Annotated in this window: 26 protein-coding genes; 12 read left to right on the top strand and 14 right to left on the bottom strand. The window is 68.1% G+C overall.

Features of this window, described 5'->3' with window-relative positions:
- Nucleotides 1-54: 54 nt before the first annotated feature.
- From ACYVLQ_RS31495 to ACYVLQ_RS31480, 4 genes are all read left to right on the top strand, one after another.
- A complete protein-coding gene (locus ACYVLQ_RS31495) occupies nt 55-927 on the top strand; it encodes a 3-hydroxybutyryl-CoA dehydrogenase (RefSeq protein WP_460701168.1) in 873 nt (290 codons plus the stop codon).
- A 341-nt stretch (nt 928-1,268) separates the two neighbouring features.
- A complete protein-coding gene (gene metE / locus ACYVLQ_RS31490) occupies nt 1,269-3,581 on the top strand; it encodes a 5-methyltetrahydropteroyltriglutamate--homocysteine S-methyltransferase (RefSeq protein WP_460701167.1) in 2,313 nt (770 codons plus the stop codon).
- Between the two features lie 36 nt (nt 3,582-3,617).
- The gene (locus ACYVLQ_RS31485; RefSeq protein ID WP_460701166.1) at nt 3,618-3,806 is read left to right on the top strand and encodes an antitoxin; all 189 of its coding nucleotides are present in this window, start codon (nt 3,618-3,620) and stop codon (nt 3,804-3,806) included.
- A gap of 158 nt (nt 3,807-3,964) precedes the next feature.
- Entirely contained in the window at nt 3,965-4,879 is a 915-nt protein-coding gene (locus tag ACYVLQ_RS31480) for an esterase/lipase family protein (RefSeq protein WP_460701165.1), read from the top strand.
- Between the two features lie 23 nt (nt 4,880-4,902).
- Here the strand turns inward: ACYVLQ_RS31480 and ACYVLQ_RS31475 are convergent, their stop codons facing one another.
- The 3 genes from ACYVLQ_RS31475 to ACYVLQ_RS31465 all read right to left on the bottom strand — a co-directional run bounded on the left by ACYVLQ_RS31475 (nt 4,903) and on the right by ACYVLQ_RS31465 (nt 7,438).
- Complete coding sequence (locus ACYVLQ_RS31475; RefSeq protein WP_460701164.1) at nt 4,903-5,745, bottom strand: SAM-dependent methyltransferase; 843 nt, start codon at nt 5,743-5,745, stop codon at nt 4,903-4,905.
- A gap of 286 nt (nt 5,746-6,031) precedes the next feature.
- Nucleotides 6,032-6,442, bottom strand: a complete 411-nt coding sequence (locus ACYVLQ_RS31470) for a hypothetical protein (protein WP_460701163.1) — start codon at nt 6,440-6,442, stop codon at nt 6,032-6,034.
- Nucleotides 6,443-6,877: 435 nt separating this feature from the next.
- The gene (locus ACYVLQ_RS31465) at nt 6,878-7,438 is read right to left on the bottom strand and encodes a TetR/AcrR family transcriptional regulator (RefSeq protein WP_460701162.1); all 561 of its coding nucleotides are present in this window, start codon (nt 7,436-7,438) and stop codon (nt 6,878-6,880) included.
- 115 nt (nt 7,439-7,553) lie between these two features.
- Here ACYVLQ_RS31465 and ACYVLQ_RS31460 point away from each other — a divergent pair, with 115 nt between their 5' ends.
- Nucleotides 7,554-8,858: a phthiocerol/phthiodiolone dimycocerosyl transferase family protein gene (locus ACYVLQ_RS31460; protein ID WP_460701161.1), complete on the top strand. Its 1,305-nt coding sequence runs from the start codon at nt 7,554-7,556 to the stop codon at nt 8,856-8,858.
- 26 nt (nt 8,859-8,884) lie between these two features.
- Here ACYVLQ_RS31460 and ACYVLQ_RS31455 read toward each other — a convergent pair whose 3' ends face one another.
- A complete protein-coding gene (locus ACYVLQ_RS31455) occupies nt 8,885-9,937 on the bottom strand; it encodes an NAD(P)-dependent alcohol dehydrogenase (RefSeq protein WP_460701160.1) in 1,053 nt (350 codons plus the stop codon).
- 320 nt (nt 9,938-10,257) lie between these two features.
- Between ACYVLQ_RS31455 and ACYVLQ_RS31450 the strand changes: the two genes are divergently transcribed.
- Complete coding sequence (locus ACYVLQ_RS31450) at nt 10,258-11,367, top strand: S1C family serine protease (protein ID WP_460701159.1); 1,110 nt, start codon at nt 10,258-10,260, stop codon at nt 11,365-11,367.
- A gap of 3 nt (nt 11,368-11,370) precedes the next feature.
- Here the strand turns inward: ACYVLQ_RS31450 and ACYVLQ_RS31445 are convergent, their stop codons facing one another.
- From ACYVLQ_RS31445 to ACYVLQ_RS31405, 9 genes are all read right to left on the bottom strand, one after another.
- Nucleotides 11,371-11,928: a vitamin K epoxide reductase family protein gene (locus ACYVLQ_RS31445; protein ID WP_460701158.1), complete on the bottom strand. Its 558-nt coding sequence runs from the start codon at nt 11,926-11,928 to the stop codon at nt 11,371-11,373.
- A 37-nt stretch (nt 11,929-11,965) separates the two neighbouring features.
- Nucleotides 11,966-12,736, bottom strand: a complete 771-nt coding sequence (locus ACYVLQ_RS31440; protein ID WP_460701157.1) for a DsbA family protein — start codon at nt 12,734-12,736, stop codon at nt 11,966-11,968.
- Between the two features lie 157 nt (nt 12,737-12,893).
- Complete coding sequence (locus ACYVLQ_RS31435) at nt 12,894-13,742, bottom strand: polyphosphate kinase 2 family protein (RefSeq protein WP_460701156.1); 849 nt, start codon at nt 13,740-13,742, stop codon at nt 12,894-12,896.
- Between the two features lie 24 nt (nt 13,743-13,766).
- Nucleotides 13,767-14,477: an ESX secretion-associated protein EspG gene (locus tag ACYVLQ_RS31430; protein ID WP_460701155.1), complete on the bottom strand. Its 711-nt coding sequence runs from the start codon at nt 14,475-14,477 to the stop codon at nt 13,767-13,769.
- Nucleotides 14,477-15,070, bottom strand: coding sequence for a hypothetical protein (locus tag ACYVLQ_RS31425; RefSeq protein WP_460701154.1), 594 nt, complete (start codon nt 15,068-15,070; stop codon nt 14,477-14,479). The genes ACYVLQ_RS31430 and ACYVLQ_RS31425 overlap by 1 nt, the downstream gene beginning before the upstream one ends.
- Nucleotides 15,067-15,456, bottom strand: a complete 390-nt coding sequence (locus ACYVLQ_RS31420) for a hypothetical protein (protein WP_460701153.1) — start codon at nt 15,454-15,456, stop codon at nt 15,067-15,069. Before ACYVLQ_RS31420 ends, ACYVLQ_RS31425 begins: the two co-directional genes overlap by 4 nt.
- A gap of 398 nt (nt 15,457-15,854) precedes the next feature.
- Complete coding sequence (locus ACYVLQ_RS31415) at nt 15,855-17,096, bottom strand: saccharopine dehydrogenase family protein (RefSeq protein ID WP_460701152.1); 1,242 nt, start codon at nt 17,094-17,096, stop codon at nt 15,855-15,857.
- Nucleotides 17,097-17,598: 502 nt separating this feature from the next.
- Nucleotides 17,599-19,038 carry an ABC1 kinase family protein gene (locus ACYVLQ_RS31410; RefSeq protein WP_460701151.1) on the bottom strand — a complete coding sequence of 480 codons (1,440 nt, stop codon included), beginning with the start codon at nt 19,036-19,038 and terminating at the stop codon, nt 17,599-17,601.
- 165 nt (nt 19,039-19,203) lie between these two features.
- A complete protein-coding gene (locus ACYVLQ_RS31405; RefSeq protein ID WP_460701227.1) occupies nt 19,204-19,935 on the bottom strand; it encodes a TetR/AcrR family transcriptional regulator in 732 nt (243 codons plus the stop codon).
- A gap of 310 nt (nt 19,936-20,245) precedes the next feature.
- Between ACYVLQ_RS31405 and ACYVLQ_RS31400 the strand changes: the two genes are divergently transcribed.
- The 6 genes from ACYVLQ_RS31400 (at nt 20,246) to ACYVLQ_RS31375 (ending at nt 25,799) form a co-directional block, all read left to right on the top strand.
- A complete protein-coding gene (locus ACYVLQ_RS31400) occupies nt 20,246-21,508 on the top strand; it encodes a DUF445 domain-containing protein (protein WP_460701226.1) in 1,263 nt (420 codons plus the stop codon).
- A 95-nt stretch (nt 21,509-21,603) separates the two neighbouring features.
- Entirely contained in the window at nt 21,604-22,152 is a 549-nt protein-coding gene (locus tag ACYVLQ_RS31395) for a helix-turn-helix domain-containing protein (RefSeq protein ID WP_460701150.1), read from the top strand.
- The gene (locus ACYVLQ_RS31390) at nt 22,149-22,817 is read left to right on the top strand and encodes a heparin-binding hemagglutinin (protein ID WP_460701149.1); all 669 of its coding nucleotides are present in this window, start codon (nt 22,149-22,151) and stop codon (nt 22,815-22,817) included. Before ACYVLQ_RS31395 ends, ACYVLQ_RS31390 begins: the two co-directional genes overlap by 4 nt.
- 63 nt (nt 22,818-22,880) lie before the next feature.
- Nucleotides 22,881-23,177: a DUF2516 family protein gene (locus ACYVLQ_RS31385; RefSeq protein ID WP_460701148.1), complete on the top strand. Its 297-nt coding sequence runs from the start codon at nt 22,881-22,883 to the stop codon at nt 23,175-23,177.
- A 129-nt stretch (nt 23,178-23,306) separates the two neighbouring features.
- Nucleotides 23,307-24,335, top strand: a complete 1,029-nt coding sequence (locus ACYVLQ_RS31380) for an alpha/beta fold hydrolase (protein ID WP_460701147.1) — start codon at nt 23,307-23,309, stop codon at nt 24,333-24,335.
- A gap of 447 nt (nt 24,336-24,782) precedes the next feature.
- Complete coding sequence (locus tag ACYVLQ_RS31375) at nt 24,783-25,799, top strand: alpha/beta fold hydrolase (RefSeq protein ID WP_460701146.1); 1,017 nt, start codon at nt 24,783-24,785, stop codon at nt 25,797-25,799.
- 120 nt (nt 25,800-25,919) lie between these two features.
- Here the strand turns inward: ACYVLQ_RS31375 and purU are convergent, their stop codons facing one another.
- Nucleotides 25,920-26,801, bottom strand: a complete 882-nt coding sequence (gene purU, locus ACYVLQ_RS31370) for a formyltetrahydrofolate deformylase (RefSeq protein WP_460701145.1) — start codon at nt 26,799-26,801, stop codon at nt 25,920-25,922.
- Nucleotides 26,802-26,807: the final 6 nt, after the last annotated feature.

Raw genomic sequence — 26,807 nt, 5'->3', positions numbered from 1 at the left:
GCTCGCTCCTTCGCCCCACCCCCACCGTGACCGAACAACCAGCAGGAGCGGGACGTGAGCAGCGAAAAGATTCAGCGCGTCGGCATTATCGGCGCCGGACAGATGGGCGCCGGGATCGCGGAGGTGTGTGCGCGGGCGCATGTCGACGTGCTCGTGTTCGAACAGACGCGGGAATTGGCCGCCGCTGGTCGCGCCCGCATTCTGCGCTCGCTCGACCGCGGTGTGTCCAGCGGCAAGATCACCGAGCGGGAGCGCGAGCAGACCGCGTGGCGGCTGCGCTTCACCTCCGATCTCGGCGACTTCGCCGACCGCCAGCTGGTGGTCGAGGCCGTCCTGGAGAACGAGGAGGTGAAGACCTCGATCTTCGCCGAGCTGGACAAGGTCGTCACCGATCCGAACGCTGTGCTGGCCTCCAACACCTCGTCCATTCCGATCATGAAGATCGCGATGGCCACCGCCAACCCCGACCGTGTAGTCGGTATGCACTTCTTCAACCCCGTGCCGGTGCTGCCGCTGGTGGAGCTGGTGACCACGCTCAAGACCAGCGACGCCGTCTCCAAGCGCGCCGAGAACTTCGCCGCCGAGGTGCTGGGCAAGCAGGTCGTGCGCTCCGCCGACCGCTCCGGTTTCGTCGTGAACGCGCTGCTCGTACCGTACCTGCTGTCGGCCATCCGCATGGTCGAGTCGGGCTTCGCCACCAAGGAGGACGTCGATAAGGCGATGGTGCTCGGCTGCGCCCACCCCATGGGCCCGCTCGCCCTCACCGACCTCGTCGGCCTCGACACCGTGAAGTCCATCGCCGACTCCATGTACGCCGAATTCAAGGAGCCCCTGTACTCCGCCCCGCCCCTCCTGATGCGCATGGTCGAGGCAGGCCTCCTCGGCAAGAAGTCCGGCGCGGGCTTCTACCAGTACAACAACCGGTGAGGTTCCCGTGCTCGCGGCCCCAGGGGGCCGCGAGCACGGGAAACAAGAGTCGGCCCACACCGCGAGACCAGAATGAGACGGCCAGCCCCAAGAACGGGAGGAGGTCGGCCACCGCGAGGATCGGGAATCGGCCGCGTGAGCACCGCGATGAGAGCGAACATTCCCTGTTGTTTCGGAAGGTCGGCCAACTTCATTCCCTGTTGTTTCGGCCCCCTGGGGCCGAAACAACAGGGTCGCAACGAGAAAACGCGCACCCCAGACGATGGGTGCGCCTACGGCACCGGGCATAAGCTGCGGAAAGGGTCGGGCTGGACCCGCGGCTCGGAAGGAGTGTCCCGCTCATGGTCAACGTCACCGACGGATTCGGATCGAGCATTCTCGGCTATCCGAGGATCGGACCGCACCGGGAACTCAAGCGCGCGCTGGAGTCGTACTGGCGTGGTTCCCTGCCGCGGGAGGAGCTCGAGGCGGTAGGCCGCGAGATCCAGGAGACCCAGTTCGCCGAACTGCACGCGGCGGGGCTCACCCAGGTGCCGGGCAACACCTTCTCCTTCTACGACCACATTCTCGACAACGCGCTGCTGTTCGGCGCGGTGCCCAAGCGGTTCGAGCCGTACCGGGCAGACCTGCACCCGCTGGACTTCTACTTCCTGATGGCGCGCGGCCGTCCGGACCTGCCGCCGCTGGAGCTGGTGCGCCTGTTCGGCACCAACTACCACTACCGTCAGCCCGAACTCGACGCCGACACCGAGTTCTCCCTGCATCCCGAGGCCCTGCTCGACGAGTGGGACCGGGCCAAGGCCGCCGGTATCGAGCAGCGGCCGGTCGTCCTGGGCCCGCTGTCGCTGCTGCTGCTGTCGAAGGCCGGGCAGGTGCCGGGCGAATCCGAATTCGACACGCTGACCCTGCTGGACCGGCTGCTCCCGGTGTACGAGGAGCTGTTCGAGCTGCTCGCCAAGCGCGGTTCCACCTGCGTTCAGCTGGACGAGCCCTGCTTCACCAGCGAGCGCACGCCCGAGGAACTGGCGGCGTTCGAGCAGGCGTACCAACGACTTTCGACCGCGCCGCTGCGGCCGCGCATCCTGGTCACCGGCCAGTACGGCGATTTCGGTGAGGCCGTGCGGATCCTCGCCGGAACCGCCGTGGAGGCCATCGGCCTCGACCTGGCCAGCTACCGGATGCGCCCGGAGGACCTGGCGCAGATTCCCGGAATCCGGCGCAAGCGGCTGTACGCGGGCGTGATCGGCGGCACCAATGTGTGGCGCGCCGACCGCTACGTCACCCTGCAGTACCTCAACGAGCTCGCGCAGGTGTGCCCCGACCTGGTGGTGTCCACCGGGACGACGCTGCTGCACGTGCCCTACGACGTGCTGGTCGAATACGACATCGACGGCAATGTCGCCGACCGCCTCGCCTTCGCGAAACAGAAGGTGCTCGAGGTGGTCTCGCTGGCGAAGGCGCTGACCGAGGGCCCCTCGGACAAGTGGCGCAAGCGGCCCGGTGAGGTGCACTTCAAGCAGAAACACGCTGTGCGGCAACGGGTTTACGCGCTGACGCCGCAGATGCGCGAGCGCGAGCCCTACGCGGTGCGCCGCGAAGCCCAGCGCGCCAAGCTGAATCTTCCGGTGGTCCCCGCGACCACACTAGGCTCGTTCCCGCAGACCGCCGCCGTGCGCCAAGCCCGATACGAACTCGGCGAGGGCCGACTGTCCTACGACGAGTACCGCAAGCGGATCGAGGCCGAGATCGAGTCGACGATCAGGCTGCAGGAGGACATCGGCCTGGACGTGCTGGTGCACGGCGAGCACGAGCGCAACGACATGATCCAGTATTTCGCCGAACTGCTCGACGGGTTCGCCACCACGCACTTCGGCTGGGTGCAGGTGTACGGCTCGCGGTGCGTGCGCCCGCCGATCCTCTACGGCGACGTCTCGCGCCCGAAGCCGATGTCGGTGGAGTGGACCTCCTACGCGCAGTCGCTGACCGACAAACCCGTGAAAGGCATTGTGACGGGCCCGGTCACGATGGTGGCGCGGTCGTTCGTGCGGCAGGACCAACCGCTGTACGAGACCGCGGACCAGGTGGCGCTGGCCATCCGGGACGAGGTGGTGGATCTGGAGCAGGCCGGGGTCTCGATCATCCAGGTCGACGAGCCCGCCGTCCGCGAACTGCTGCCGCTGCGTCCCGACGGCCGCACCGAATACCTGCGCTGGGCCGTGAACGCCTTCCGGCTGGCTACCTCCGGGGTCAAACCGGAGACCCAGATCCATACGCACATCGCCTATTCCGGGCGGGCGGAGATCGTGCGGGCGATCGAGGAACTCGATGCCGACGTCACCGCCATCGTCGCCACCCGCTCCCTGGAATGGGTGCTGAAGGCGCTGAAGGAGGACGCCGAGGAGGGCAACGGCCTGTCGCACGGCGTGGGACCGGGTGTGTACGAAAGCCGTTCGGCGCGCATCCCGGACATCGACGAGATCGACGGCCTGCTCACCGCGGCGGCCGAGGCGGTCAGTCCGGAGCGGCTGTGGGCGAATCCCGACGGCGGCTTGAAGACCCGGCACGGCTGGCAGCTCGAGCCGTCGCTGCGCAATATGGTCGCGGCCGCGCGCCGGGTGCGCCGGCGGGCCGAACTGGGCTCGTCGGACAGCTAGCCTGGGAGGACCAGTTTCGCGACAGGAGATGCGGTCATGGGAATGTTCGACAGTCTGAAGAAGGCGGCCGCTATGGCCGGTAAACACGCCGACAAGCTCGACCCGGTCATCGACAAGGTCGGTGACGCCGTCGACAAGCAGACCAAGGGCAAGTACGCCCGGCAGGTCGACAAGGCACAGCAGACGGCCAAGAAGACCTTGCGGGACCAGCGCCGCAAGTACTAGACCGACCGCAGCGACGGCCCGGGCGCACAGGCGCCCGGGCCGTCGTCGTTTTGGTACCCGTTCGGCGTTTCGGCGCGCGCATACACGGCTTCCCGGCCTCACCGTCATAGCATCGGCAATCGATCCGTTACTGCTCTTCGGTGTGGAAGGGATGAGTGATGCGTTCGCTGGCCGTGCTGCTTTCCGTACTGGGTTTGTGCACGGTGGGGATGTCTGCCGGGGCGCAGGCGGATCCGGTGGCGGACTTCGTGCACGGGCGGGACGGGAGCGTTGCTCCCTCCGGAGCGAATGATTGGCAATGCCCGCCGTCGATGGCGCATCCGGTTCCCGTCGTACTCGTGCACGGCACCTGGGGGAATCAGAACAGCTGGGATGTGCTGGCGCCGAAGCTGAAAGCGGCGGGCCACTGCGTCTTCGCACTGAACTACGGCCGCGACATCTCGAGCGTCTACGGTTCGCAGCCGGGGGTGTACGGGACGGGTGATATCCGTGCCTCGGCCCGTGAGCTGGCTGGATTCCTGGACCGCGTCCGCGCGTCGACCGGTGCGAGGCAGGTGGATATCGTCGCGCATTCGCAGGGCGGTCTGGTGGCGCGGCAGTACCTGCGCTTCGGCGGTGGGGCCGATCCCGCTGCCCCCGAACGCAATACGGTGCGACGGCTGATCACCGTCGGGGCCACCAACCACGGGACCACCCTCAGCAATCTCGGATATCTGCTGCCCACGGGGAGCGCGGCCGGTCCGGGGGAGCTCGCGGTGGCGCGGGTGCTCGGTCCGGCCGCCGCCCAGCAGGTCGTTGGCAGCGAATTTCTCCGGGCGCTCAACGCGGGCGGCGACACCGAACCCGGTGTGCACTACACCGTCATCGCCAGCCGGGTCGACGAGATCACCACGCCGCCGGAGACGACCTTCCTGCGGGCCGGTCCGGGTGCGGCCGTGGACAACATCTGGGTCCAGAACGTCTGCGCGAGCGACACTTTCGGCCACGCCAAGCTTCCCACCTCACCCGCGGTCATCCAGATCATCCACAACGCGCTCGACCCACGCCACTCAGGTGCGCGCTGCCCGGCCTGACACTGCGGGAAGCTGTTGGGGCGTCAGGGCTTGTGGCCTACGCCTGCCCAGTACCAAGCCGATTCGAGGTCGATATCGCCGTTCGCCGGGGGAGCGTCGGCCAGATCGGGGCGCCAGCCCAGGACGGGGATGACGCCGGGATGCACGATTTTCGTTCCGGTGAACAGACTTTCGGTCTCGGTGCGGCTGCGCGGCCGGAACGGGATACCGGCGTGCTCGGAGGAGGCCACCACCCGCGCCATGGCCTTCGGATCGAAATCCGCAGTGGGGTGGGTGATTACGAGGCGGCTGCCGGAGGGCAGCGCGTTCAGCAGCTGTTCGACGATTCCGTGCAGGTTGTCCTCGTCGCGGAAGTACATCAGCACCGCGACCAGCATCAGGGCGACGGGGCGATCGAGGTCCAGCGTGGATTCGAGTGCTGGAGCGGTCAGGATCGATTCGGGGTCGTGCAGATCGGCGTGAATGAAGGCGGTGCGGCCTTCGGGCATGCCCCGCATCAGCGCGCGGGCGTGCGCCAGCACGATCGGATCGTTGTCCACGTACACGACGCGGGCCGTGGGGTCGTGCTGCTGCGCCACCTCGTGCGTATTGCCCGCGGTCGGGATGCCCGTGCCGATATCGAGAAACTGGTTGATCCCCGCCTCGGTGATCGCATAGCGCACCGCACGGGCGAGGAAGGCGCGATTGGCGCGCGCCATGCTGCGAATAGCGGGGATATGACCGGCGATCGCATCACCGAGCGCCCGGTCGGCTGGGTAGTTGTCCCGCCCCCCGAGCCAGTAGTCATAGACCCGCGCCTCGTGCGCGACGCTGGTATCAATCCTGGTCGGCGGCCGGGGACTACCCCGGCCACTGCTCTCCGTCATGTGCGCTGCCCTCTCCGCAGTGGCCGCGCGACACGCGCTGTCGCACACCGCCGCGGCCACGCCCCGCGGCGACCGACTCCTGCGTCACGCACCAGAATATTCCCGCGCCCCTCGACGGGATGGCGCTTTCGGTCCTTCCGTCCAGAACAGCACCCGGACCCCTCTGCGCGAGCAGATCACAACAGCGAGAAGCCGTGGGCAATAGTCTGTTTCAGACTCGCGTTTTCCGAATGCGATGGACCCGGCACCATTTCGGTATACCGGGCCCACAGCATTCTTCAATTCATCAGGGCAGGACCTGAGGCACCACATCCGGCGCGAGAGCTCCGACAACGGCTCCGATGAGAGCGCCGCCCAGTGCGCCGGAGAGAGCGCCGAGCGGAACGGTGATCGGAATTGCGATCAAACCCATCAGGCCGGAAACGCCACCGGCGAGCGCGCCCACGCCGGCGCCGACGGCCGCGCCGTTCCAGACCGGATCCGGATACTGAGCGTTCGGATTGGTAGCGATATCCTGCGCGCCGGCCGTTCCGGCCGCCGCAATCTCCTCGGCGACCGGCTCGGAAGCGGTCGACACGGAGTCATCGGTGGTGGTTGCGGCGGTAATCGGCGCGACGACCGGCGCGGGCGCCGCCTGCTCGACGGTGCTGGTCGCCGACGCGGTACCGGCCCCGGCGAAGGTGGCGGCGGCGGCCAAAGGCAGTGCCGCGACGATCAGCTTGCGGCCTACGGACCCGAAAGTTCCACGGAACATTATGATTTCCCCTCCTGACGCCCGATTCCCCCCAAAGGATTCCCCCCGAGTTCGAATGAGCGCCAACGTGTGATTCGAACGGACACATTCATATCTGATGGCATCGGACGCGGCAACTCGAGTGTTTGCCGTCCCTCCGTGCGCTCGGAGGAGTCGCGTCGAGCGCTGCTCCGCAACAATAGTCGGCTACACGCGATCGAAAATCTCTGTGGTGCATGACTTGTCGATCGATGAAACGCACGTGGACCCCTCCATTTGTCGACCCGGATGGCCGACCGGACAAGACTTTAGCGGGTATGTAATGCGCTGCCGCCCATGGGGGTTCGTCTTCACGCAACTGTAATGGTTGCTGAGGTATGGCTGACCGGGTTCCACGCCCTATCTGATCACCCGCGCGATCGTCCGGAGGCCTCCCACGATCCGTTCCGCCCCCGGCGCCGCCTCCGGATCCAGTAGCCACTGCACCAGCAAGCCGTCCAGCAGGGTGAGCAGGAGGGCGCCGATGTCGTCGTCGGGGTCGTCGTCGGCCGCGGGTAACAGCATGTGGGACAGGGATTGTCGGGCTTCCTGCTGTTTGGCGGAGAAGTCGGTGCGGATGTCGCCGAGATGTTGGGCTTGGGCGAGGCTTTCGATGTTGGCGGCCCACAGGGCGCGGTCGTCGGTGAAGCTGGCGATCAGTTTGCGCAGGAACTTTTCCAGGCGCACCGCCGGCTCGCCCTCCTGATCGGCGTCGAGGGTGTCGAGGATGCGCTGAACTGCGACGGTCGTGGACTCGACCATCGCCTGGCTCAGCAGCGCGTCGCGGGTGCCGAAGTGGTAGTTGATCGCGGCGAGATTGCTGCCCGAGGCGGCCACGATGTCGCGCACCGTCGTCCGGGCGTAGCCACGCTCGGCCAGGCACTGCTTGGCCGCGGTCAGGAGGTCGTCACGTGTTCCCACGTCAGCAGGGTAGCAAGGGGCTACAAACAGATGTTTCATACACAGGTTTGTGACAAATGTTTGAAACGCTTGTATGGTCTCGGTAGTGCTCCAGAACGAACCGAGAGGTGCCCCGATGGCCACGCAACGTCCCCAGTCCCCCTTCGAATCCGGCTACTTCCGGGCCGACGCCCGGTTCGGTTCGGTCCCGGTCGGCGGCATGCCGCTGTACATCGGATCGACCGTCGAGGGCGATATCGACGCCGAGGCGCTGCGCGCGGTGCTGGCGGACCTGGCCGCCCGGCACCCGCTGCTCGCCTGCCTGCCTGTCGACGACGCCGGTGTGCCGCTGCTGCGCCACCGGAGCGGGTACCGGCCGCCGCTGGTGGTGGCCGAAGGGGACGAGATCGAGTACGTCCGGCTCGCCAACGAGCCGCCGGACTGGGGCGAGGGCCTGTTCCGCGCGGTGCTGCTGCGCGACGGCGAGCAGAGCCGCGTCGTGCTGGTCATCCATCACGGAATCGTCGACGGCCGTTCGGCTTTCGCGCTGCTGGACGAGATGTGGCGGCGTTACACCGCGCGCCTGCGCGGCGCACCGCTGCCGGTGGCCGCCGCCGAAGAACTCCCGCAGGCGGTGGATGATCGTCTCGCCGCCACGATTTCGGGGCCGGAGGTCGAAGAACTGCTCGATCGGATGCGCGCCATGATGGCCGAAGCGCCCGCACAGCTGCCGCGCGTCGCGAGCGCCGCGGGGGTCCGGGGATTCCTCGCCGCCGAGCGAATCGAGTTGTCGGCAAGCGAGACAACGGCATTCGTGGCGGCCGCGCGGTCCGCCGGGATCACGGTGAACAGCCTGTTGAGCGGCTGCGCGATGGTCGCCGTGCGCGGCCGCTTCGACGCCGCCGGACCGCTGCCGATGGTCTGCGGTTACGCGGCCGACCTGCGCTCGACGCTGGATCCCCGGCTGTCCGACGACACCTTGCTCAACTGCGCGTCGGGCTGGGGGACGGCGCTGTCGGTGGCGGCTGCCGACGGACCGGTCGAGCTGGGCCGGATCGTGGACGCCGACGTGCGCGCCGCCCTGGACCGCCGCGATCCCGCCCGCTTGATGGTGGCGGGCCGCCATATTCGCGACGAGCAGAGCGCGGCGATGCTCTCCTCGCAGCCCACCTTCGCCCTGTCCAATATCGGCAGGGTGCCCACACACGAGGTTCCACCGGGCGTAAAGCTGTTGCGCGACAATATCTTCGCGATGAACCCGGGCATGCCGCCGAAGGCCACCGCGTTCACCCTGGGCGGCCGCCTGACGGTGCAGGTCGAATACGACACCGCCGACCACAGCCGAACCCAGATGGGCGAAGTGCGCCGCGCACTGTCGCAGTCGCTACACCACGTCGCGGCGGATACCGCACGGAGCGAATTCGCCGGAAGCGCAGGGTAATTCGTGTAATAGACCGGAGGGACGTCTCACATGGTCGCCGCGTCGATGACGAACCGATACCGCACGTCGCTGGCGACCACCCGGTCGTAGGCCTCGTCGATGCGGTCGGCGGAGATGACCTCGATCTCGGCGCCGATGCCGTGCTCGGCGCAGAAGTTCAACATCTCCTGGGTCTGCGGAATACCGCCGATCATCGATCCGGCCAGCGAGCGGCGGAATCCGGCGAGCGTGAACGGCTGCACCTGCAGGGGGTTGTCGGGCAGGCCGAGGATTACCAGGGTCCCGTCCAGGTTCAGCAGCTTCATGTACCGGTCCATCGGGAGATCGGCGGAAACGGTGTTGAGGATCAGGTCGAATTTGCCCCGCAGCTCGCGAAAGGTCTCCTTGTCGCGGGTGGCGTAGTAGTGCCGCGCCCCGAACCGGCGGCCGTCCTCCTGCTTGCTCAGCGAGCTGCTGAGCACCGTGACCTCGGCGCCCATCGCCGCGGCGATCTTGACGCCGACATGCCCGAGCCCGCCCATGCCGATGATCGCCACCTGTTTGCCGGGTCCGGCGTTCCAGTGCCGCAGCGGGGAGAACAGGGTGACGCCCGCGCACAGCAGCGGCGCGGCCTCGTCCAGCCCGATGCCCTCCGGAATGGACACCACGAAGTTCTCCGTCACGACCACCTGGGTGGAATAGCCGCCCAGGGTGGTCCCGCCGGGCTGGAACTCCTCGGGTACGGCCGTGTTGTAGGTCATGGTGGCGCCGCGGGCACAGTACTGCTCCTCACCGGCCCGGCACGGCCCGCACTGCCCGCAGGAATCGACCATGCAGCCGACGCCGACCCGGTCGCCGACCCGGTACTTGGTCACGCCGGACCCGACCGCCGCAACCAGCCCGGCGATCTCGTGACCGGGTACGCAGGGGTAGGTGGTGCCGTGCCATTCGTCGCGGGCGGTGTGGATGTCGGAGTGGCAGATGCCCGCGTACTTGATGTCGATCAGAATGTCGCGCGGACCGAGTTCGCGGCGCTCGATCGTGGTCTTCGTGAACGGGCCCTCGGGGGCCGAGACGGAGTAGGCGGCTGCGGTGGTCATGCGTCCATGCCTACTCCCGCATGGTTCGCTTCGCAAACGCCGCGCCGCGCGCTGCGACCGAACTCACCGGTCTGATTTGCCCGGAATGTGCCCCCATATGTCACATGCCGATCGGCGCGGCACCGCTCATCCACATACCGTCCAACCTGGCCGGGCTGTACCTCGGCTACTTCGCGGGCTTAGCCGCGGCGTTCCTGTTCGTCGTTGCGGCGCTGAATCATTGACAGTTGCGGGAACCGTCGCGCCGGACCCCGCAGTGCTGCTACATATAGAAACACAATCGCCGTGCCCCGACGGGCGTGCACGAGGCGGGAGTGGCCATGTACGACGAACGGTGGGACGGCGGGACCGGACGCACCGGTCGAATGGGCCGGACGGTCGCGGTTCTGCTCGCGGCGATGCTGGCCGTGGTCGCCTTCCTGGGGTATCGGGGGGAACTGCCGCGCTGGGTCTTCGGGATCACCGACTCCACCGCGACGCTGCTCGCTCCTCCGCTGCCACCCATGGACGCGGCCGCGGTCGCCGCGGCGGTCGAGCCGGAGCTGGCGAATATCAACGTCTCGGTGCGCCCCACCGGGATGACCGCGGCCGGGTCGGGCATCGTGCTCACCGCCGACGGCCAGGTGCTCACCAGCCATCATGTGGTCAAGGGCGCCGAATCCATCACCGTCGGCGATATCGGCACGGGCGGGCAGTATCCGGCCACCGTGCTCGGCTACGACGCCGACGCCGATATCGCGCTGCTGGAGATGCCGCGCGCGGCGGGCCTGCCGGTCGCCCGCATCGGCAGTTCAGCGGTGCTGCGCGTCGGCGACGAGGTGCTGGCCATCGGCAACGCGGGCGGCACGGGCTCGCCGACCGCGACGCCCGGAACCGTGACGGCCCTGGACGCCTCGATCGTCGCGCGCAACTCGGCCGACTACTCGCGCAAGGCGCTCACCGGGATGGTCGAGATCGCCGCGCCGGTGACCTCCGGGCAGTCCGGCGGTGCGCTCGCAGACAGTCACGGATCGGTGGTCGGCGTGATCACCGCGGCCTCGGGGGATATGGCCAAGGCGTCCGGGCGGGCCAGCGGTTACGCGGTGCCGATCGATACCGCGATGAACGTGGTGCGGCAGATCCGCTCCGGGCTGGCCAGCGAGAGCGTGCACGTCGGGCCGACCGCCACGCTCGGTGTGATCACCTCGGACGCGAAACCGTCGGGGGCCCGCATCGAATCCGCGGTGTACGGCATGCCCGCCTATGCGGCCGGGCTCGCCGAGGGGGAGGTCATCACCGGCATCGATGGCCGGGCGGTCACCTCGGTGCGGTCCCTGAAGGCCGTGCTCAACCTGCGCAAACCCGATGACACCGTGCGGCTCGAACTGACCGGGCCGGACGGCTCCAGGCGCACTGTCGCGGTCGTGCTGGCCGTCGGGCCGCCGAACTGACCGTCAGAACAGCGACATCCAGTAGTCCTGGAAACGCAGGAACACCAGCACCAGGACCACCGCGTAGAAAACGACCACGACGGTCCAGCGCCACTCCGCGACGATCCGCAGGACGCCGCGCGCGCCGCCCCACAGCTGATCGGTGACCACCGCCAGCAGGATCGGGGTGGCGGCCCACACCACCATGCAGTACGGGCATAGCGCGTTGATCCGGTACAGGCTCTGGAAGATCAGCCAGCAGATGAACCCGATGCCGAGCACCAGACCCAGCCACAGCCCACCCCAGATCCAGCGCGGGAACCCGACCCCGGCGACGGCCAGCACGGCCAGCGTGACCACCACCGAGAAGCCGACCACCCCGATGAGCGGATTCGGAAATCCGAATACCGAGGCCTGGTCGGTGGCCATCACCGATCCGCACGACAGGATCGGATTGATGCTGCACGAGGGTCGGTAGTCGGGGTCCATGAACAGTTTGAACCGCTCCACGGTCAGCGTGACCGAGGCGATCCAGCCCGCGAGCCCGCCGATCAGCAGGATCCACGCGGAACGTGTGGTCATCCCGCTCTACTCCCTTCTCGTGCCGGATATCCGCGAACTACTTCGCGGCGGCCTCGATGGTCGGGCGCAGGCCGTCGGGCTGCATGAGCTCCTGCGAGCTCTTGATCTGCTTGCCGTTCACGAACACCGAGGGGGTGGACTGGATGCCCTCGCCCGCCACGTCCTTGGTGACCTTCTGCACGTACTTGTCGTACTTGTCGCTCTTGATGGTCTCCGCGACCGCGGGATCGGCGATACCCGCCGACTGCGTGATCTGGATGATCTGGTCGTCGGTCAGGCCGGTGCCGTTCTCCGGCGGCTGCTGCTGGAACATGCTGCTCAGCCATGGCATGAACTTCGTCGGATCCGACTCGGCCACGGCGTAGGCGGCGTTCGCGGCGCGCGAGGAGTACCGGGTGCCGCCCGACATCTTGTCGAGGAAGCCGACGATGTTGTACTCGACGACGGCCGTTCCGGCGTTCACCTCGTCCTCGATCGTCTTGCCGTTGGCCTGCTCGAACATCTGGCAGGCCGGGCACTGCAGGTCGGCGATCACGCGCACGGTGGCCTTGGCGCCGGGCTTGCCGATCCGGATCGCGCCGTTGTCGGTGATCGAGCCCTCGACCCCGCCGGGCGCGGCCTGGGCGGTCACCGTCGGCGTCGGCCCCGGATCGTTCTTCTTGTTGTTCTTGACCGCGATGCTGATGCCGATGGCGGCGATGAGCGCGACCAGCACGGCCCCGACACCCACCTGGATCGCGATGGTGCGTGTCCGATCGGCACGCTGCACCCCGGCCAGCGGGTTCTTACCACGCGGATTCTTGCTCACCTTCGAGTCGCCTTCCTGTGTCTACGTGCGGACAGCCATCCGGTGCCGCCTGCGATGGTACGGGGCGGATGCCGCGCGGGGGCGACGCCGCCGCCCGAAATGCGAGGGGCCCGGACCACATGATTACGGGCGAACCTGAGAATCCCCCGAGAGGCGGTCAAGACGCCGCGAGGCGTTTCTTCTGCTCCTCGACGTCGAACTGCGCCGCGGGCCAGTCCAGTTTCAAGTTCTGCAGTGCTTCGATCAGCAGCTCGGTGACGGCCAGCCGGGAGTACCACTTGCGGTCGGCGGGCAGCACGTGCCACGGGGCGTAATCGGTCGAGGTGCGGTCCAGGACGGCCTGGTAGGCCTCCTGATACGCGGGCCAGAAGCCGCGCTCGTCGATGTCGTTCGGGTTGAATTTCCAGTACTTGTCGGGCCGGTTCAGCCGCTCGGCGAGGCGCTTGCGCTGCTCGTCCAGCGAGACGAACATGGCCACCTTGATCAGCGTGGTGCCGGAGTCGACGATCTTGCGCTCGAACTTGTTGATCTCGTCGTAGCGCTTGCCCCACACTTCCGGCGCGACCAGATTGTGCACCCGAACCACCAGCACGTCCTCGTAGTGCGAGCGGTCGAAGACCCCGATCTGCCCGCCGCGCGGCAACTGCCTGCGGATCCGCCACAGATAGTTGTGGCGCTTCTCCTCGGCGGTCGGGACCCCGAATGCGGCGTGGTCGACACCCTGCGGATCCACCGAGCCGATCACATGCCGGACGATGCCGCCCTTGCCCGCGGTATCCATGCCCTGCAGCACCAGCAGCACGCTGCGCGGGTCGCCGGAGCGGCCGTTGGCGAACAGCTTCTCCTGCAGGTCCGACAGGACCTGGCCGCGCTCCGCGAGCAACTGCTCGCCCGCCCTCTTGTTGCCCTTGAAGCCCGGGGTCGCGGAGGTGTCGAGGGTGGCGAGCTCGAGCCCGTCGGCCCGCAATGCCTGGGTGACCGGTTTGGACCAGGGAGACTTAGCCATAACAGTGCAGTATCTACCCTGTCGCTACCTGATGCCCGCCAACCTCATCAGCTGAGTCGCGAAATCGGTGTCCGATACCGGCGTCAGGCTCAGGTCGGCGGCCGTGGTGAGCAGATAGCGGCCGTCGCCCGCGAAATCGAGCCAGGTGCGGTGGCGAGTGGGGGGCGACATCGGGTTGTCCGGGGCCACGGAGACGGTGATGAACCCGCGCGCGTCGACCGGCTCGCGGAGTTTGCGGCGCAGGCGCGCGGGGCCCTGACCGTTGTCGGGAACGGCGGGCCCCTCCTGGTTCAGCACCGCGTCCTGTGGTTCGCGCATGGTGGCGTGCCGCCCGGGCGGGGCCGAGCCGATCACCTCGACCAGCTTGTCGCCGAGGGTCCGGGCGTGGGACACGGTGACGGTGACGGTGTCGGATCCGGCGACGAGGACGCCCGCGTGACGATGGACCACGGCGGCGAAGGCGAGGATCCGCTCCGGCTCGTCCCGCGCGCCGCCCGACCGTTCCCCGGTGACGGTGATGGTGGTGGCGTCGGAGCGGGCGCACAGCATCAGGGCGGCGGTCAGGTCCGGGTCGGTGTTGCGGGCGTAACGATGGCGCAAACCCAGCGCGGCGTACTCGGATTCGGTGCGCGCGGTGGCGGCCGGGATCATATTTACGGGGTAAGGGCGGCGATCCAGGCCCGTTTCGGTGGCCCAGACGTGTGTGAACTCGTCCGGGGTGAGCACCCACTTCACTACTCGTGACCCCCACTCGAGCCCGGACCGCGCGGCGCCGGTGCGAACCGGGGTACGCGGTCCCCGGACGCGGGCAGGGTCGGGTTGTAGACGAAGGTCATGACATCGCGCACGTCGGCCTGGACCGACGCGGCCCGCATGTCGTATTCCATGCGCCGTCGGCCGCCGTGCACCGCCTCGGCGACCGGATCCTCCAGCGGTCGGTACGGCTGCGGCGGCGGTGGGATCGCATCCCGGATCACCTGCGCCGCTTCGGCATCGGCCTCCAGTAGCCGCTGCACCGCGGCGCAGATCTCGGGCACCGCGGCGCCGCGGGCGGCGAAATCGAGGGTGGCCCGCAGCGCCGCATCGCGGGCCCGCCCGCTCCAGCGCGCGAATTCGGCGTTCGCGGTCGCCGAGAAGGTGCGGAAGGCCTCGCCGACCAGGTCGGCGTTGCCGCGCCACGCCTCGGCCGCCTGGCCCAGGGCGCCGGGGTCGAGCGCCTCGTGCACCAGGTCCCACAGTTCCCGATGGGTGTAGGAGCCGAATACTTCCCGATCCGGGACATAGGGCGGGTCTATGTCGGCGGAGGGGGGCGGGTCGTCGGGGCTCATCGGTCCTCCAGCCGGGCGGCCGCCAATTCCAGGGCCGCGCGATTGGCGGCCTCGGCCTCGGCGAAGCGTCTACCCGCGGCCAGATATGCGGCCTTGAACAGCAGCGCTGTCTCCTGGAAGGCGAGCACGGTGTCGAGAAATTCGCGCCCCTTGTTGCCGAATCCGCGGGCCAGTTCCTGCCCGGAGGGCAGCTCCGGGAACCCGGGGATCGTCGTCAGCAGGTGTTCGGTGTGCCGCGCGTGCTGCAGGTCGTCGACGAGCCGATCGCAGGCGGCGGCCAGGTTGCGCGCCACGTCCTCGGCGATCTCGAAGGCTTGGTCCCCGGAACCCGTTGCCGCGGCATACAGTTTGCGGGCGGCCTGCTGACCGGTGTCCGGTACACCCACCCGGTGCTCCCCTTCCGCCACCATCCCACCTGTCCCATTTGGGACAGTACCGGAGTGTGGTCACCGGCGACGCGGATCGAATTTGTGACGCGCCACACGATCCAGCGATGTGGACTGTGGAACCCGTTGTGCGACGGCTACTTCCGCCGCGATTCGGGTCGATGGCCGCTCGCGGCGTCGCCAAGGCCGGGTGGCAGCGCGGCGGAATCGACGCGACATTGGCGTGAGTGCGCCAACGAAGTGGTTGCGGCGCAGCGGGTTCAGTGCGCGTAGACCAGCGCGAAGGCGGGGTGATTCATGTTCCGCCGCGCGAGATTCACCGGGCCGCCTCCGGGTCGAGCATCAATCGCATGGTGACTCCTCGTCGCTGGGGAGTTTCCGGCACTAGCCGCTGGTTGTCAGGCCCTGTCCACCTCGATGGTCATCCCGGCGGCGCGCAGCCGCTCGGTGAGCGGGTCGGCCATGGCCGCCGCCGGGGTGAGAATGCCTGCGAGCTCGGGCAATTCGTCGAATGCCAGGCTGAGCCCGGACTCGCCGAGCAGCACCGACGTGGCCTGGTAGCCCGGATCGCCCTCCCCGGCGAAGGTGCACACGTACTTGGCGCCGGAGGTGGTCCGCGCGAACGTCTTCATCGTGAACCAGCCGCTGCGGCGGGCCGCCTCGCTCGGTCCGGTGCCGGGCTTGGGCAGCACCCGGTCGAGCAGCTTGCGGCCCGCGGATACGCGCGAGAGCACCGCGCCCGCCGCCATGGTCGCCACGATGCCGCCCGCCATACCGGCCGCCACCAGCGGCGCGGCGGGTGACTTGCCCGCGCTCATCACCTCGCGGTAGCGGAAGTTCTTGCCGTACACCCAGCCCAGCAGGCCGTTGCTGCGCCGCACGATCTTCGTGTTGTGGGCGGCCATGACGAAGGTCGCCACCCAGCCATCGAGGCTCGGGTCGATGCTCGAGGCCCGCGCCAGTGCCTGATCGGACTGCCGTCCGACGTCGGGCTCCATGGCCTTGTCCGGGCTCAGCGAATACGGGTGCGCCATCACCGATCCCTTCGACGGGTCGGCGGCGATCGCCTCCATCATCGCGCGCCCGGAGTCGATGGTGCCGCCGCTGGCGCCGCCCTTGAGCCAGGCCACGAGGGTGGTGTCGGTGAGTTCGCCGGTGTTGTCCTCGACCGAGCGCCGGTACAGGCGGTACACGCTCAGATCGGACGGAATCGAGTCGTAGCCACAGGAATTCACGATTTTCGCACCCGTCTCCACGGCGCGATCGTGGAACCGGTCGATGCATTCGCGGATGAACAGCGGCTCGCCGGTCAGATCGGCGTAGTGCGTTCCGGCCTCCGCGCACGCCTGCACCAGCGCCAGGCCGTAGCGCAGGTAGGGGCCGACCGTGGAGACGACGACCTCGGTCCGGGCGGCGAGATCGTCCAGCGCCGCCTGATCCGTCGAATCGGCCACCAGCAGCGGCCATTCCGCGGCCGCCGGGCCCAGCTCGTCGCGGACCCGCGTCAGCTTCTCGGCGGAGCGCCCGGCCAGGGCGATGCGAGCCCCCGCCGGCGCCGCCTGCGCCAGGTACCGCCCGGTGAGCGCGCCGACGAAACCGGTAGCGCCGAACAGTACGAGGTCGAATTCCCTGTCTGCCATGAACTTTCCCATCTGCCGTCCATTGTCTTTCCGACTCTGCCTTGCCGTCATACGGCTCCGCCTACCGTCCTTCGGTTCCGCTTGCCGTCATTCGGTTCCGCCTGCCGTCCATCGGTTCCGCCTGCCGTCCATCGGTTCCGCTTGCCGTCCATCGGTTCCGCCTGCCGTCCTTCGGTTCCGCCCACCGTCCTTCGGCTCCGCTCTACCGTGTCATTCGGCTCCGCCCTACCGTCATTCCGGCGTGATCGGCCTACCGTCATTCCGGCGTGCTTTTGGCCGGAATCCACGCGAGATCCCGGCGAAAAGCGCGCCGGGATGACGGATCGAGCGCGCCGGGGTTGACGGGTCGGGGGTGCCGGGGTCGACGGGTCGAGCGCGCCGGGTTGACGGGTCGAGCGCGCCGGGGTTGACGGGTCGGGGGTGCCGGGGTTGACGGGTCGAAGGTGCCGGGGATGATGGATCGAGGGCGCCGGGATGATGGATCGAGGCGCCGGATGACGGATCAAGGTTTGCGGCGGCGCTTGGTGGCGCTCGCCTTCTTACGCGCCGGAGTGGTCTGTTTGACGAGATCCGGCCGCTGCGCGAGCCAGGCGTGGTGCGCCTTGCCCAGCTCGGTGACCGGCGGATCGCCGTAGAGCCACTCGCGGGCGATGCGATGCCAGTTCGCGGTCGCCTCCAGCTGGCCCAGCACCCCGAAGGTGAGGAAATCCGCGCGGCGCGAGAACAGGTGCTCCGGCGGCAGGTTCTGCTCCTTCATGCCCGCGAATTCGCCCGCCCGCGGATCCACCGCGAGAACGAATGCGCCGCTGGCCAGTTCGGGTGTGATGGTCAGTTCCTCGTCCACCACCGCCCACTCGCACGCGGCCAGCACGTATTCCAGGCATTCCTCCGGCGTGACCGCCTCGGGCTCGTCGATGACGCCCCGGTCGATCATGATCTGCCACAGGTCCTCGGCGCGGTCCTCGGCCGCGGCCCGGATCCCGGCGATCTCGGCCTGGACGTGCTTGGGGTCCATCCGGTTGAACAGCCCGAAATCCAGGAACGCCACCCGCCCGTCCTCGCCGAGCAGCAGATTGCCCGGATGCGGATCGCCGCAGAACTCGTTGAAGCTGAACAGCGAGCCCACGTAGAAGCGGTAGATGATCTCGCCGACCCGGTCGCGCTCGGCGGCGGGCAGCTGGCGGATCTGCTCGAAGTTGCGGCCGGGGAAGTACTCGCTCACCAGCACCCGGGTGCTCGACAGCTCCGGCATCGTGGCGGGCACCACGATGAACGGGTGGTCGGCGTAGAGGTCGGCGATCTGGCGCTGGGTGTGGGCCTCGGCGACGTAGTCGAGTTCGCTCTCCAGGTTCAGCCGCAGTTCGTCGAGCACCGCGGGCGTCACCCAGGGCATCGCGGTCTGCAGCACGCGCCGGAACATGGACAGGTTTTTCAGGTCGGCGCGCACGGCGACGTCGATGCCCGGGTACTGGACCTTCACCGCGACCTGCCGCCCGTCGTGCAGCCGCGCTCGGTACACCTGCCCGATGGACGCGGCCGCGATCGGCTCCGGCTCGAATTCGGCGAACAGCTCGCCGATCGGGCGGCCGAAATCCTCCTCGATCACCGCGCACATGGTCTCGGAGGAGACGTTCGGCGCGCTGTCGCGCAGCACGGCCAACCGGCGCTGGAAGCGTTCGCGGTGTTCGTCGGGCACGAGATCCATATCGAGCACCGACAGCATCTGGCCGAGCTTCATGGCGACACCCTTCATGGTGCCCAGCACCATGACCATCTGCTCGGTCGCGCGGATCATCGACTCCTCGGCCATCCGCGCCCGCACGGCCTCCGAGCGGCCACGCATCGACCGGCGGGTGCGCTGTGCGCGGATGACGTTGCCCGCCACGGCCACGCCCAGCTTCGTACCCCTGGCCAACCGAGACGTCGGCAGCTCTTTAGCCATCAAGCTAGCCCGCCTCTCCGCGTTTCTGGCCATACAAAGTCGGTCCCGCGAGAAGTTACCCATGTACTCGCGAAATCAGTTGCCCGGTCCGTCAGCCTATGGTCCGGTGTCTCCCGGACTGAACCCGACAGCCCGGTATCAGATTCCACGTCACATGGGACTTGGTCAAGAAGGTTCGGGTTCGGGCAGCTGGTGCTGCACGGCGTTGAACTTCTCCGGGGAGCCGCCGGCGCGGACCATGCCCTCGATGGCGCTCCACGCCATCATCGTCATGTGGTCGAGCATCTTGTCGGCCGAGAGGGTGCGGTTGGTGATCCACCAGTCGGTGGCCAGCTGGACGCCGCCGACGAGGACGTACGCGTAGAGCTGAATGCCCTCGGTCTCGACGCCGCGGTCGAAGGCCTTGTCCTGCAGCACCGCGGCCACGACGTCGGCGAACAGCTTCTCGAAGTCGGCGAGCGTGGACTTGTCGGTGGTGGAGCCGTTGCCCATGATGAACCGGTACACGTCGGTATCGGCGTCGACGGTGTGCACGTAGGCGGCGAGGGTGTTGCGGACCAGCTCGTACTCGTCCAGATCGTCGCTGATGGCCTCGTAGATGCGCGGCATCAGGGTGGTCTCGACGAACCGCTCCATGGTGGCGCGGGTCAGGTCGCTCTTATCCGAGAAGTATCGGTAGAGAACGGTTTTCGACACCCCGATCTCGGCCGCGATCTCGTCCATGCCGACGTCGCCGCCGCGCTTGCGGATGGCGGCCAGGGTGCCGTCGACCAGTTCCTCGCGGCGATTGATCTTGTGCTGATGCCAGCGTTTCTTGCGGCCGTCCACCCGGCCCGACCGTGCCGGAGCTGTTCTGGCGGACGGCTTGCCGACCTCGACAAGATCTTCGGTGGACAGGACGGACTCCTTGTTCCGGGGGTACGGGCCACCCCAGCTTAGGTCCTTCGCCACGGCCGTGTTCGGACTTCGGCCACCGACCTGACGCCGCCGTGCGGGAGTAGGGGGTGGGCGGGTCTAACCGAGCGGGTCGGTCGTTGCGACCAGAATGGGAAATATGGAGCGATCTGCCAGCAGTGCATCCACCACGGGCGCGGATTCGGAGACGGCCGTCGAATCCGCTGCCGGAGTGGGAAACAACACAGGCCCGCCGCCGGGCCGACGCGCGCTGCCCGGGCCCGCCGCCGGACCGGCGTCGTTCGCGGACCTCATGGACGAGTCCGGTAAGAAGCGGGATCTGCGCAAGATGAAGATCGTCGCCACCGGATTCCTCGTCGGCGCGACGCTGGTGTACCTGTTCTGCTGCTGGCTGGGTTCGCGTGGCGGGGGCGGGAGCTGGGTCGGTTATGTGCGGGCCGCCTCCGAGGCGGGCATGGTCGGCGCGCTGGCCGACTGGTTCGCGGTGACGGCGCTGTTCCGGCATCCGCTCGGGCTGCCGATTCCGCACACCGCGATCATTCGCAAGAAGAAAGATCAACTGGGCGCCAGCCTCGGTGATTTCGTGCGGGCGAATTTCCTGTCGCCGGACACCGTGGCGGAGAAGGTCAATTCGGCGCAGATCTCGCTGCGGCTCGGACGCTGGATGGCCGATGCGAATCACGCCGCGCGGGTGTCGGAGGAGTCGTCGACGATCCTGCGCGCGGTGATCGGTGCGCTGCGCGACGAGGATGTCGAGCAGGTCATCGACAACACCATCGTCAAGCGCATCGCCGAGCCGCAGTGGGGGCCGCCGCTGGGCCGGGTGCTCGCGGAACTGCTGGCCGAGAACCGGCAGGCGCCGCTGCTGGACCTGCTGGCCGAGCGGGCGCATCAGTGGGCGCTGGGCAGCCAGGAGACCATCGACCGGATCGTGATGCGGGACGCGCCGTCGTGGGCGCCGAAATTCGTCAACGTCCTGCTGTCCGAGCGGATTTATCGCGAACTGGTGGAATTCACCTGGAAGATTCGCTCCCAGCCGGATCACGAGGTACGGCTGGCGGCCGATCGCTTCCTCGAGGAGTTCGCGCACGATCTGCAGTACGACGAGGCCATGATCATCAAGGCCGAGCGGGTGAAGGCCGAGATCATGGGCCGCGAGGAGATCACCGGAATGGCCCGGGCGACCTGGCGCGCGGCCAAACGAATGATCTTGGAATCGGCCGACGACCCGAACAGCACGCTGCGCCGCAAACTCACCGAGAATGTGCAACAGCTCGGGGAGCGTCTGGTCGGCGAGTCGGAGCTGCGGGAGCGGGTGGATTCCTGGGTCGAGCGCGGGGTCCGCTATCTGGTCGCCAATTACGGCTCCGAGATCGCCACCCTCATCAGCGATACGGTTGCCCGATGGGATGCCGATGAGGCGAGCCGCAAGATCGAATTGCAGGCCGGGCGCGATCTGCAATTCATCCGCATCAACGGAACCGTCGTCGGATCGCTGGCCGGACTGGCGATCTACGCCGTTTCCCATGTGCTCTTCCCGGGGTGGTCGGCGTAGCCGCCGCAAGTTTGCCGGGGTAGTGCTAGCAGGGGTGCTTGCAAGAGTTAGCACCCTGTTTTAGAATCGACCGTACAACCGCCGGAAGGTGAGTGATGGCACAGGAGCCCGAGGTTTCCGACCAGAACACCGGGGAATTCGCAGAGACGTCTGCGGCCGGAGGAGGGGTGGGCCGCGTAGCCAACGCGGCGCACGACATCGGAAGCTTCATCCGATCGCAGCGAGAGGCCGCGCAGGTTTCGCTGCGTCAGCTCGCACAGCTGGCGGGGGTGAGCAATCCGTATCTCAGTCAGATCGAGAGAGGGTTGCGTAATCCGTCCGCCGAGGTGCTCGCGCAGATCGCGAAGGGTCTGCGGGTCTCCTCGGAGGTCTTGTACATGCGGGCCGGTTATCTCGAACAGAGGCCGCCGAGCCCCGTCCGGGACGCCCTGCTGGCCGATACGGGAATCACCGAGCGGCAGAAGCAGGTGCTGCTGGACATCTACGAATCGTTCCGCCGGGAAAACGCGGGGAACGACATCGGAGGGGACGCTACGGATACCCAGGGGGGCGTTCCCGGGGGGATCAGGGACAACGAGGTTCCGCACGCCACCGATGGCAGCACTACCGAAGTTCCGCCACGCCAGGAGAACGAAACATCATGACCGAACCGAATGCCACCGTGACGAAGCCGCTCTACGCGACAGTCGGCGCGGGCGACGCGCTGTACACCGCCGTGAACGATCTGGTCGAGAAGGTACGCGAGCGTGCCGCCACCGCCGATGTGACCGGCCGGGTGGACGAGGCCCGTGAGCGCCTGTCGAACCTGCCTGCCGATGTGCAGGAGCAGTTCGAGTCGCTGCGCCAGCGGCTGACCGGCCTGCCTTCCGAACTGCCGGACGACGTCGCCGAACTGCGCGAGCGGCTCACCCCCGAGGAACTGCGCCGCCTGGTCGACCAGTACTACCACCAGGTGCTGGACTACTACCAGGACCTGGCCGCCCGCGGCGAGGAGACCGTGGGGCGGCTGCGCTCGGAGAACACCACCTTCGACGAGCAGTTCGGCCGGGTCGAGGGCATCCTCGACGATGTCGCCACCCGCGCCGAGGACGTCTTCGGCAAGGTGGCCGACCAGACCCGCGGCCTGCTGGGCCAGAAGGTGACCGAGGAGGCCACCGAGAGCGAGCCGGTCGTCGACGCCGAGGTCGTGAAGGTGACCACCGAGCCCACCCCGGCCGCCAATGGTCCCGCCAAGAAGGCCCCCGCGAAGAAGGCCCCGGCCAAGGCGGCGCCCGCGCGGGCGAAGAAGGCCACGGCCCCGAAGAAGTAGGGCGGTTCCCCGAGCCGCCCGCGACGCCCTCGCATGTCCTGATATGCGAGGGCGTTGCCTATCATGGGGACTGTGTACTCCGTGACTGGTGCCATCGTGTTCGTGTTGTGGCTCGCCGCGCTGGGCGCGACCATCTTTGCGCTGGTCCACGCCATCCGGCAGCGCTCCGACGCGTTCACCGCCGTCGACAAGCTGACCAAGCCGATCTGGGTCACCATTCTGGCCGTCGCCCTGCTGCTGCTGTTCCTGGCGCAGACGCCGGTCGGGTTGATCGGCATCGTCGCGGTCGTCGCCACCGGTGTCTACCTGGCCGATGTGCGGCCCAAGGTGGACGAGGTGCAGCGCGGTCCGCGCTGGTAGGAGGCTCGACCCGAGATCTTTCCGCCGCACCGATGCGATGTCGGTGCGGCGGATTTTTCGTGCTTGCACTAGCTAGCACCCACTCCAGCGGGTTACTGTTCTTGTAAGTAACACACAAAGGAGTGTTCCATGCGGGCAACGCTGCCTACTCCGGTCCGGCCGGTGGCACAGATGGCGGGCCGGATTCAGGACCTGCTGCGCGTCCATCGCGCCACCTTGCGCGTGCGGGACTACGGGACCGCCGCGCTCAATCCGCCTGCCGCGCCGACGGAGGTCGTGCCGGTGACCGCCCCCGACGGCGCCGCGCTGCGAGTGCACTCGTACGGGCCCGCCGACGGTGACGTCATCGTGCTGGTGCACGGCTGGACGTGCTGCATCGAATACTGGAACCCGCAGATCAACGCCTTCGCCGGGGACTGTCGCGTGGTCGCCTACGACCAGCGCGGGCACGGCGAGACCGAACTGGGCGACAGCCCGCTGACCACCGATCTGCTGGCCGACGACCTGGCCGCCGTGCTGGCCGCCACCTTGCGGCCGGGGCAGCGCGCGGTGCTGGTCGGACACAGCTTGGGCGGCATGACGATTCAGGCCTGGGCCGGGCGGTATCCGGAGCAGGTGGCCCAGCGCGCCGCGGCGGTGCTGCTGACCAACACCTCGCCCGGAGACCTGGTCGCCGAGACCACCGTGCTGCCCGTATTCAACCGCGGGCTGGTGTCGCTGCCGTTCGCCATCGGCCGCTTCCTGCTGGGCACCGCGGTTGTGTTCCCGCCGATCGCGCCCGTGAAATGGATCTTTCGACGGCAGGTGATGAGCCTGGCCACCACCGGCGATGTCGCCGACTACGCGCTGTCGATCGTGCGCTCGTGTCCGGCCGCCGTCCGCGCGAAGTTCGGGCTGCTGCTCGCCGACCTCACGCTCGGCCGCTCGGCGGAGCGGCTTACGGTGCCGACCACTCTGATCGCGGGCGAATTCGACGACCTGACGCCGGTCGTGCACGCCGAGCGGATTGCCGAAATGCTGCGGGCCGCAGGCAGTCTCGAGCGATTCGAGATCCTGCCGACCGGGCACTTGGGCAATGTGGAGGCCTACGAGGAGTTCAACGAGGTGCTGGCGCAGGTGCTGTCGGCGACCCATGTCGCGCGGGAGGTCAGCGCCTAGTCACGCCGGGGGTACCGCACTGTCCTGTCGGCGTCCCGGTCAGCCCTGTCCTGTCGGCGTACGGTTCCGGTCGTTCCGGCGTACGGTTCCGGTCGTTCCGGCGTACGGTTCCGGTCGTTCCGGCGTACGGTTCCCGTCGTTCCGGCATACCGGCCCGTCATTCCGGCGAACGCCGGAATCGAGCGGGACGTCGTGACGGAAGCGTCTGGAACCGTTCGCAATTCGTTATTCGTCCGGGAGTTATCGCGGATGAGCCGCCGGTCGATATGTGTTGTAGATAACAGAGTTTCATCGCCAGGTTCGTCCGCGAATGTCGTTGCGGCGGAATGGGTATTCGATGAATGCGGGATGCACGCAGCGTAGCCGGTCCCTGCGCCGATTCGCTGCTTGCACTAGCAAGCACTGCTGCTAGCGCGGTAGTGTGCGGGAGGACACAAAGGAGTGCTCATGCTGGTGAAGCTGCCCGACCCGGTGAACGGCCTGCGAAGCGGCGCCGACGCGCTGACCGCCACATACCGCGCGCGGTTGCGCGCCCGCACCTATGCCACCGCGTCTCTGAATTCCGCCCCGTCGCCCGAGATCGTCCCCGTCACCACCGCCGACGGCGCCCGGCTGCGGGTGCATGCCTACGGCCCGGCCGACGGCAACGTGATCGTGCTGATCCACGGCTGGTCCTGCTGCATCGAATACTGGAACCCGCAGATCAACGCCTTCGCGGGCGAGTACCGCGTGGTCGCCTACGACCAGCGCGGGCACGGTGAGAGCGGGGTCGGCACCCGGCCGTTCGGTCCAGGCCAGCTGGCCAGCGATCTGTCCGACGTCCTGGACGCGGTACTGCGGCCCGGGCAGCGGGCGGTGCTCGTCGGCCACAGCATGGGCGGCATGACCATCCAGGCCTGGGCGCAGCAGTATCCCGAGCAGGTCGAGCAGCGGGCGTCGGCGGTGGTGCTGGTGACCACGGCAGCCAAGCAGATTCCCGCACGCGCCAAGATTGTTCCGCTGGTCAGCGATGTTGTCGCGATGCCGGTGTGGGCGGCGCAGGCGGTATTCGGGGCGCCGGTGCCGCTGCCCGGCTCGGCCGCGGTGCGCACGGTGTTCAAGTCCCGCATCATGAATCGCGCCTCCGATGCCGATCAGGCCGCGTTCGGCCTGGCGATCGTGCGGTCGTGCCGACCGGCGGTGCGCGCCGCCGTCGCGCGCGACCTGGCGAAGCTCGACCTGGGTGCCGCGGCCGCCGCCATCACGGTGCCCACCAGCGTGATCGCGGGCGAGTTCGACAAGCTGCTGCCCGAGATCCACTCGCGCGAGATCGCCGACGTGCTCGCCGAATCCGGCAACCTGGACCGCTACACGATCTTGCCGACCGGGCACCTGCCGAATATCGAAGCGCCCCAGGAATTCAACGCCGAACTGCACCGCATGGTGCGCATCGGCCGCCACGGTTCCCGCGCCGTCGCCAGCTGACCTTCGCAAGCTCAGGTATTTCCGGCGTGCCCTCAGGTATTCGGTGTGCGCTCAGGTATTCGGTGTGCGCTCAGGTACTGCGGTGTGCGTTCGGGTATTGCGGCGTGCTTTTGGCCGGAACTAATTGAAGACGACGGTCCGGCGGCCGTGTACCAGCACGCGCCCCTCGAGGTGCCAGCGCAGGCCGCGGGCGAGCACGACGCGCTCGATATCGCGGCCCTGGCGGACCATGTCGCCGACGGTGTCGGCGTGGTCGATGCGCGTCACATCCTGTTCGATGATCGGACCGGCATCTAGCTCCGCGGTGACGTAGTGGCAGGTGGCGCCGATCAGCTTGACGCCGCGGGCGAAGGCCTGGTGGTACGGGCGCGCACCGACGAACGACGGCAGGAAGCTGTGGTGGATGTTGATCGCCCGGCCCGACCAGTGCGCGCACAGCTCCGGCGGCAGCACCTGCATGAACCGCGCCAGTACCACGGCATCCGGATCGTGCGCGTCTACCAGCTCCCGGACCTGCTCGAAGGCGGGCCCGCGCTCGGCCGGATCCTGCGGGAACGGCACGTGGTGGAATTTCACACCGTGCGCCCGCGCCATCTCCGCCAGGTCCGGATGGTTACCGATCACCGCCTCGATGGTCGCGGGCAACTCGCCGCTGCCCGCGCGGCCCAGCAGGTCGTGCAGGCAGTGCCCGTCCCTGCTGACCAGCAGCACCGCGCGTCGCCGGGCCCCGGAATCCAGCAGTTGCCACTCGGTGTCGGACCCCAGCTCGGCCGCCACCGCGGCGAACCGGTCCCGCAGCTCGGCCAGCCCGAACGGCACCGTCGACGCCTTGATGGCCTGACGGGTGAAGAACCAGCCCGAGTCGACGTCGGAGTGGTACCCCGCCTCCACGATGGACCCCCCGAAGTCGGCGATGAACGAGGTGATCCGGGCGATGATGCCGGGCCGGTCGGGGCAGCCCAGCATCAGCACGTAGCGGTGGTCGTCGGTGGTCGAACTCATGGGCCG

This window comes from Nocardia thraciensis (assembly GCF_054782435.1).
The sequence above is the reverse complement of the archived record's forward strand: the minus strand, read 5'-3'. Positions and strand labels throughout refer to the sequence as shown.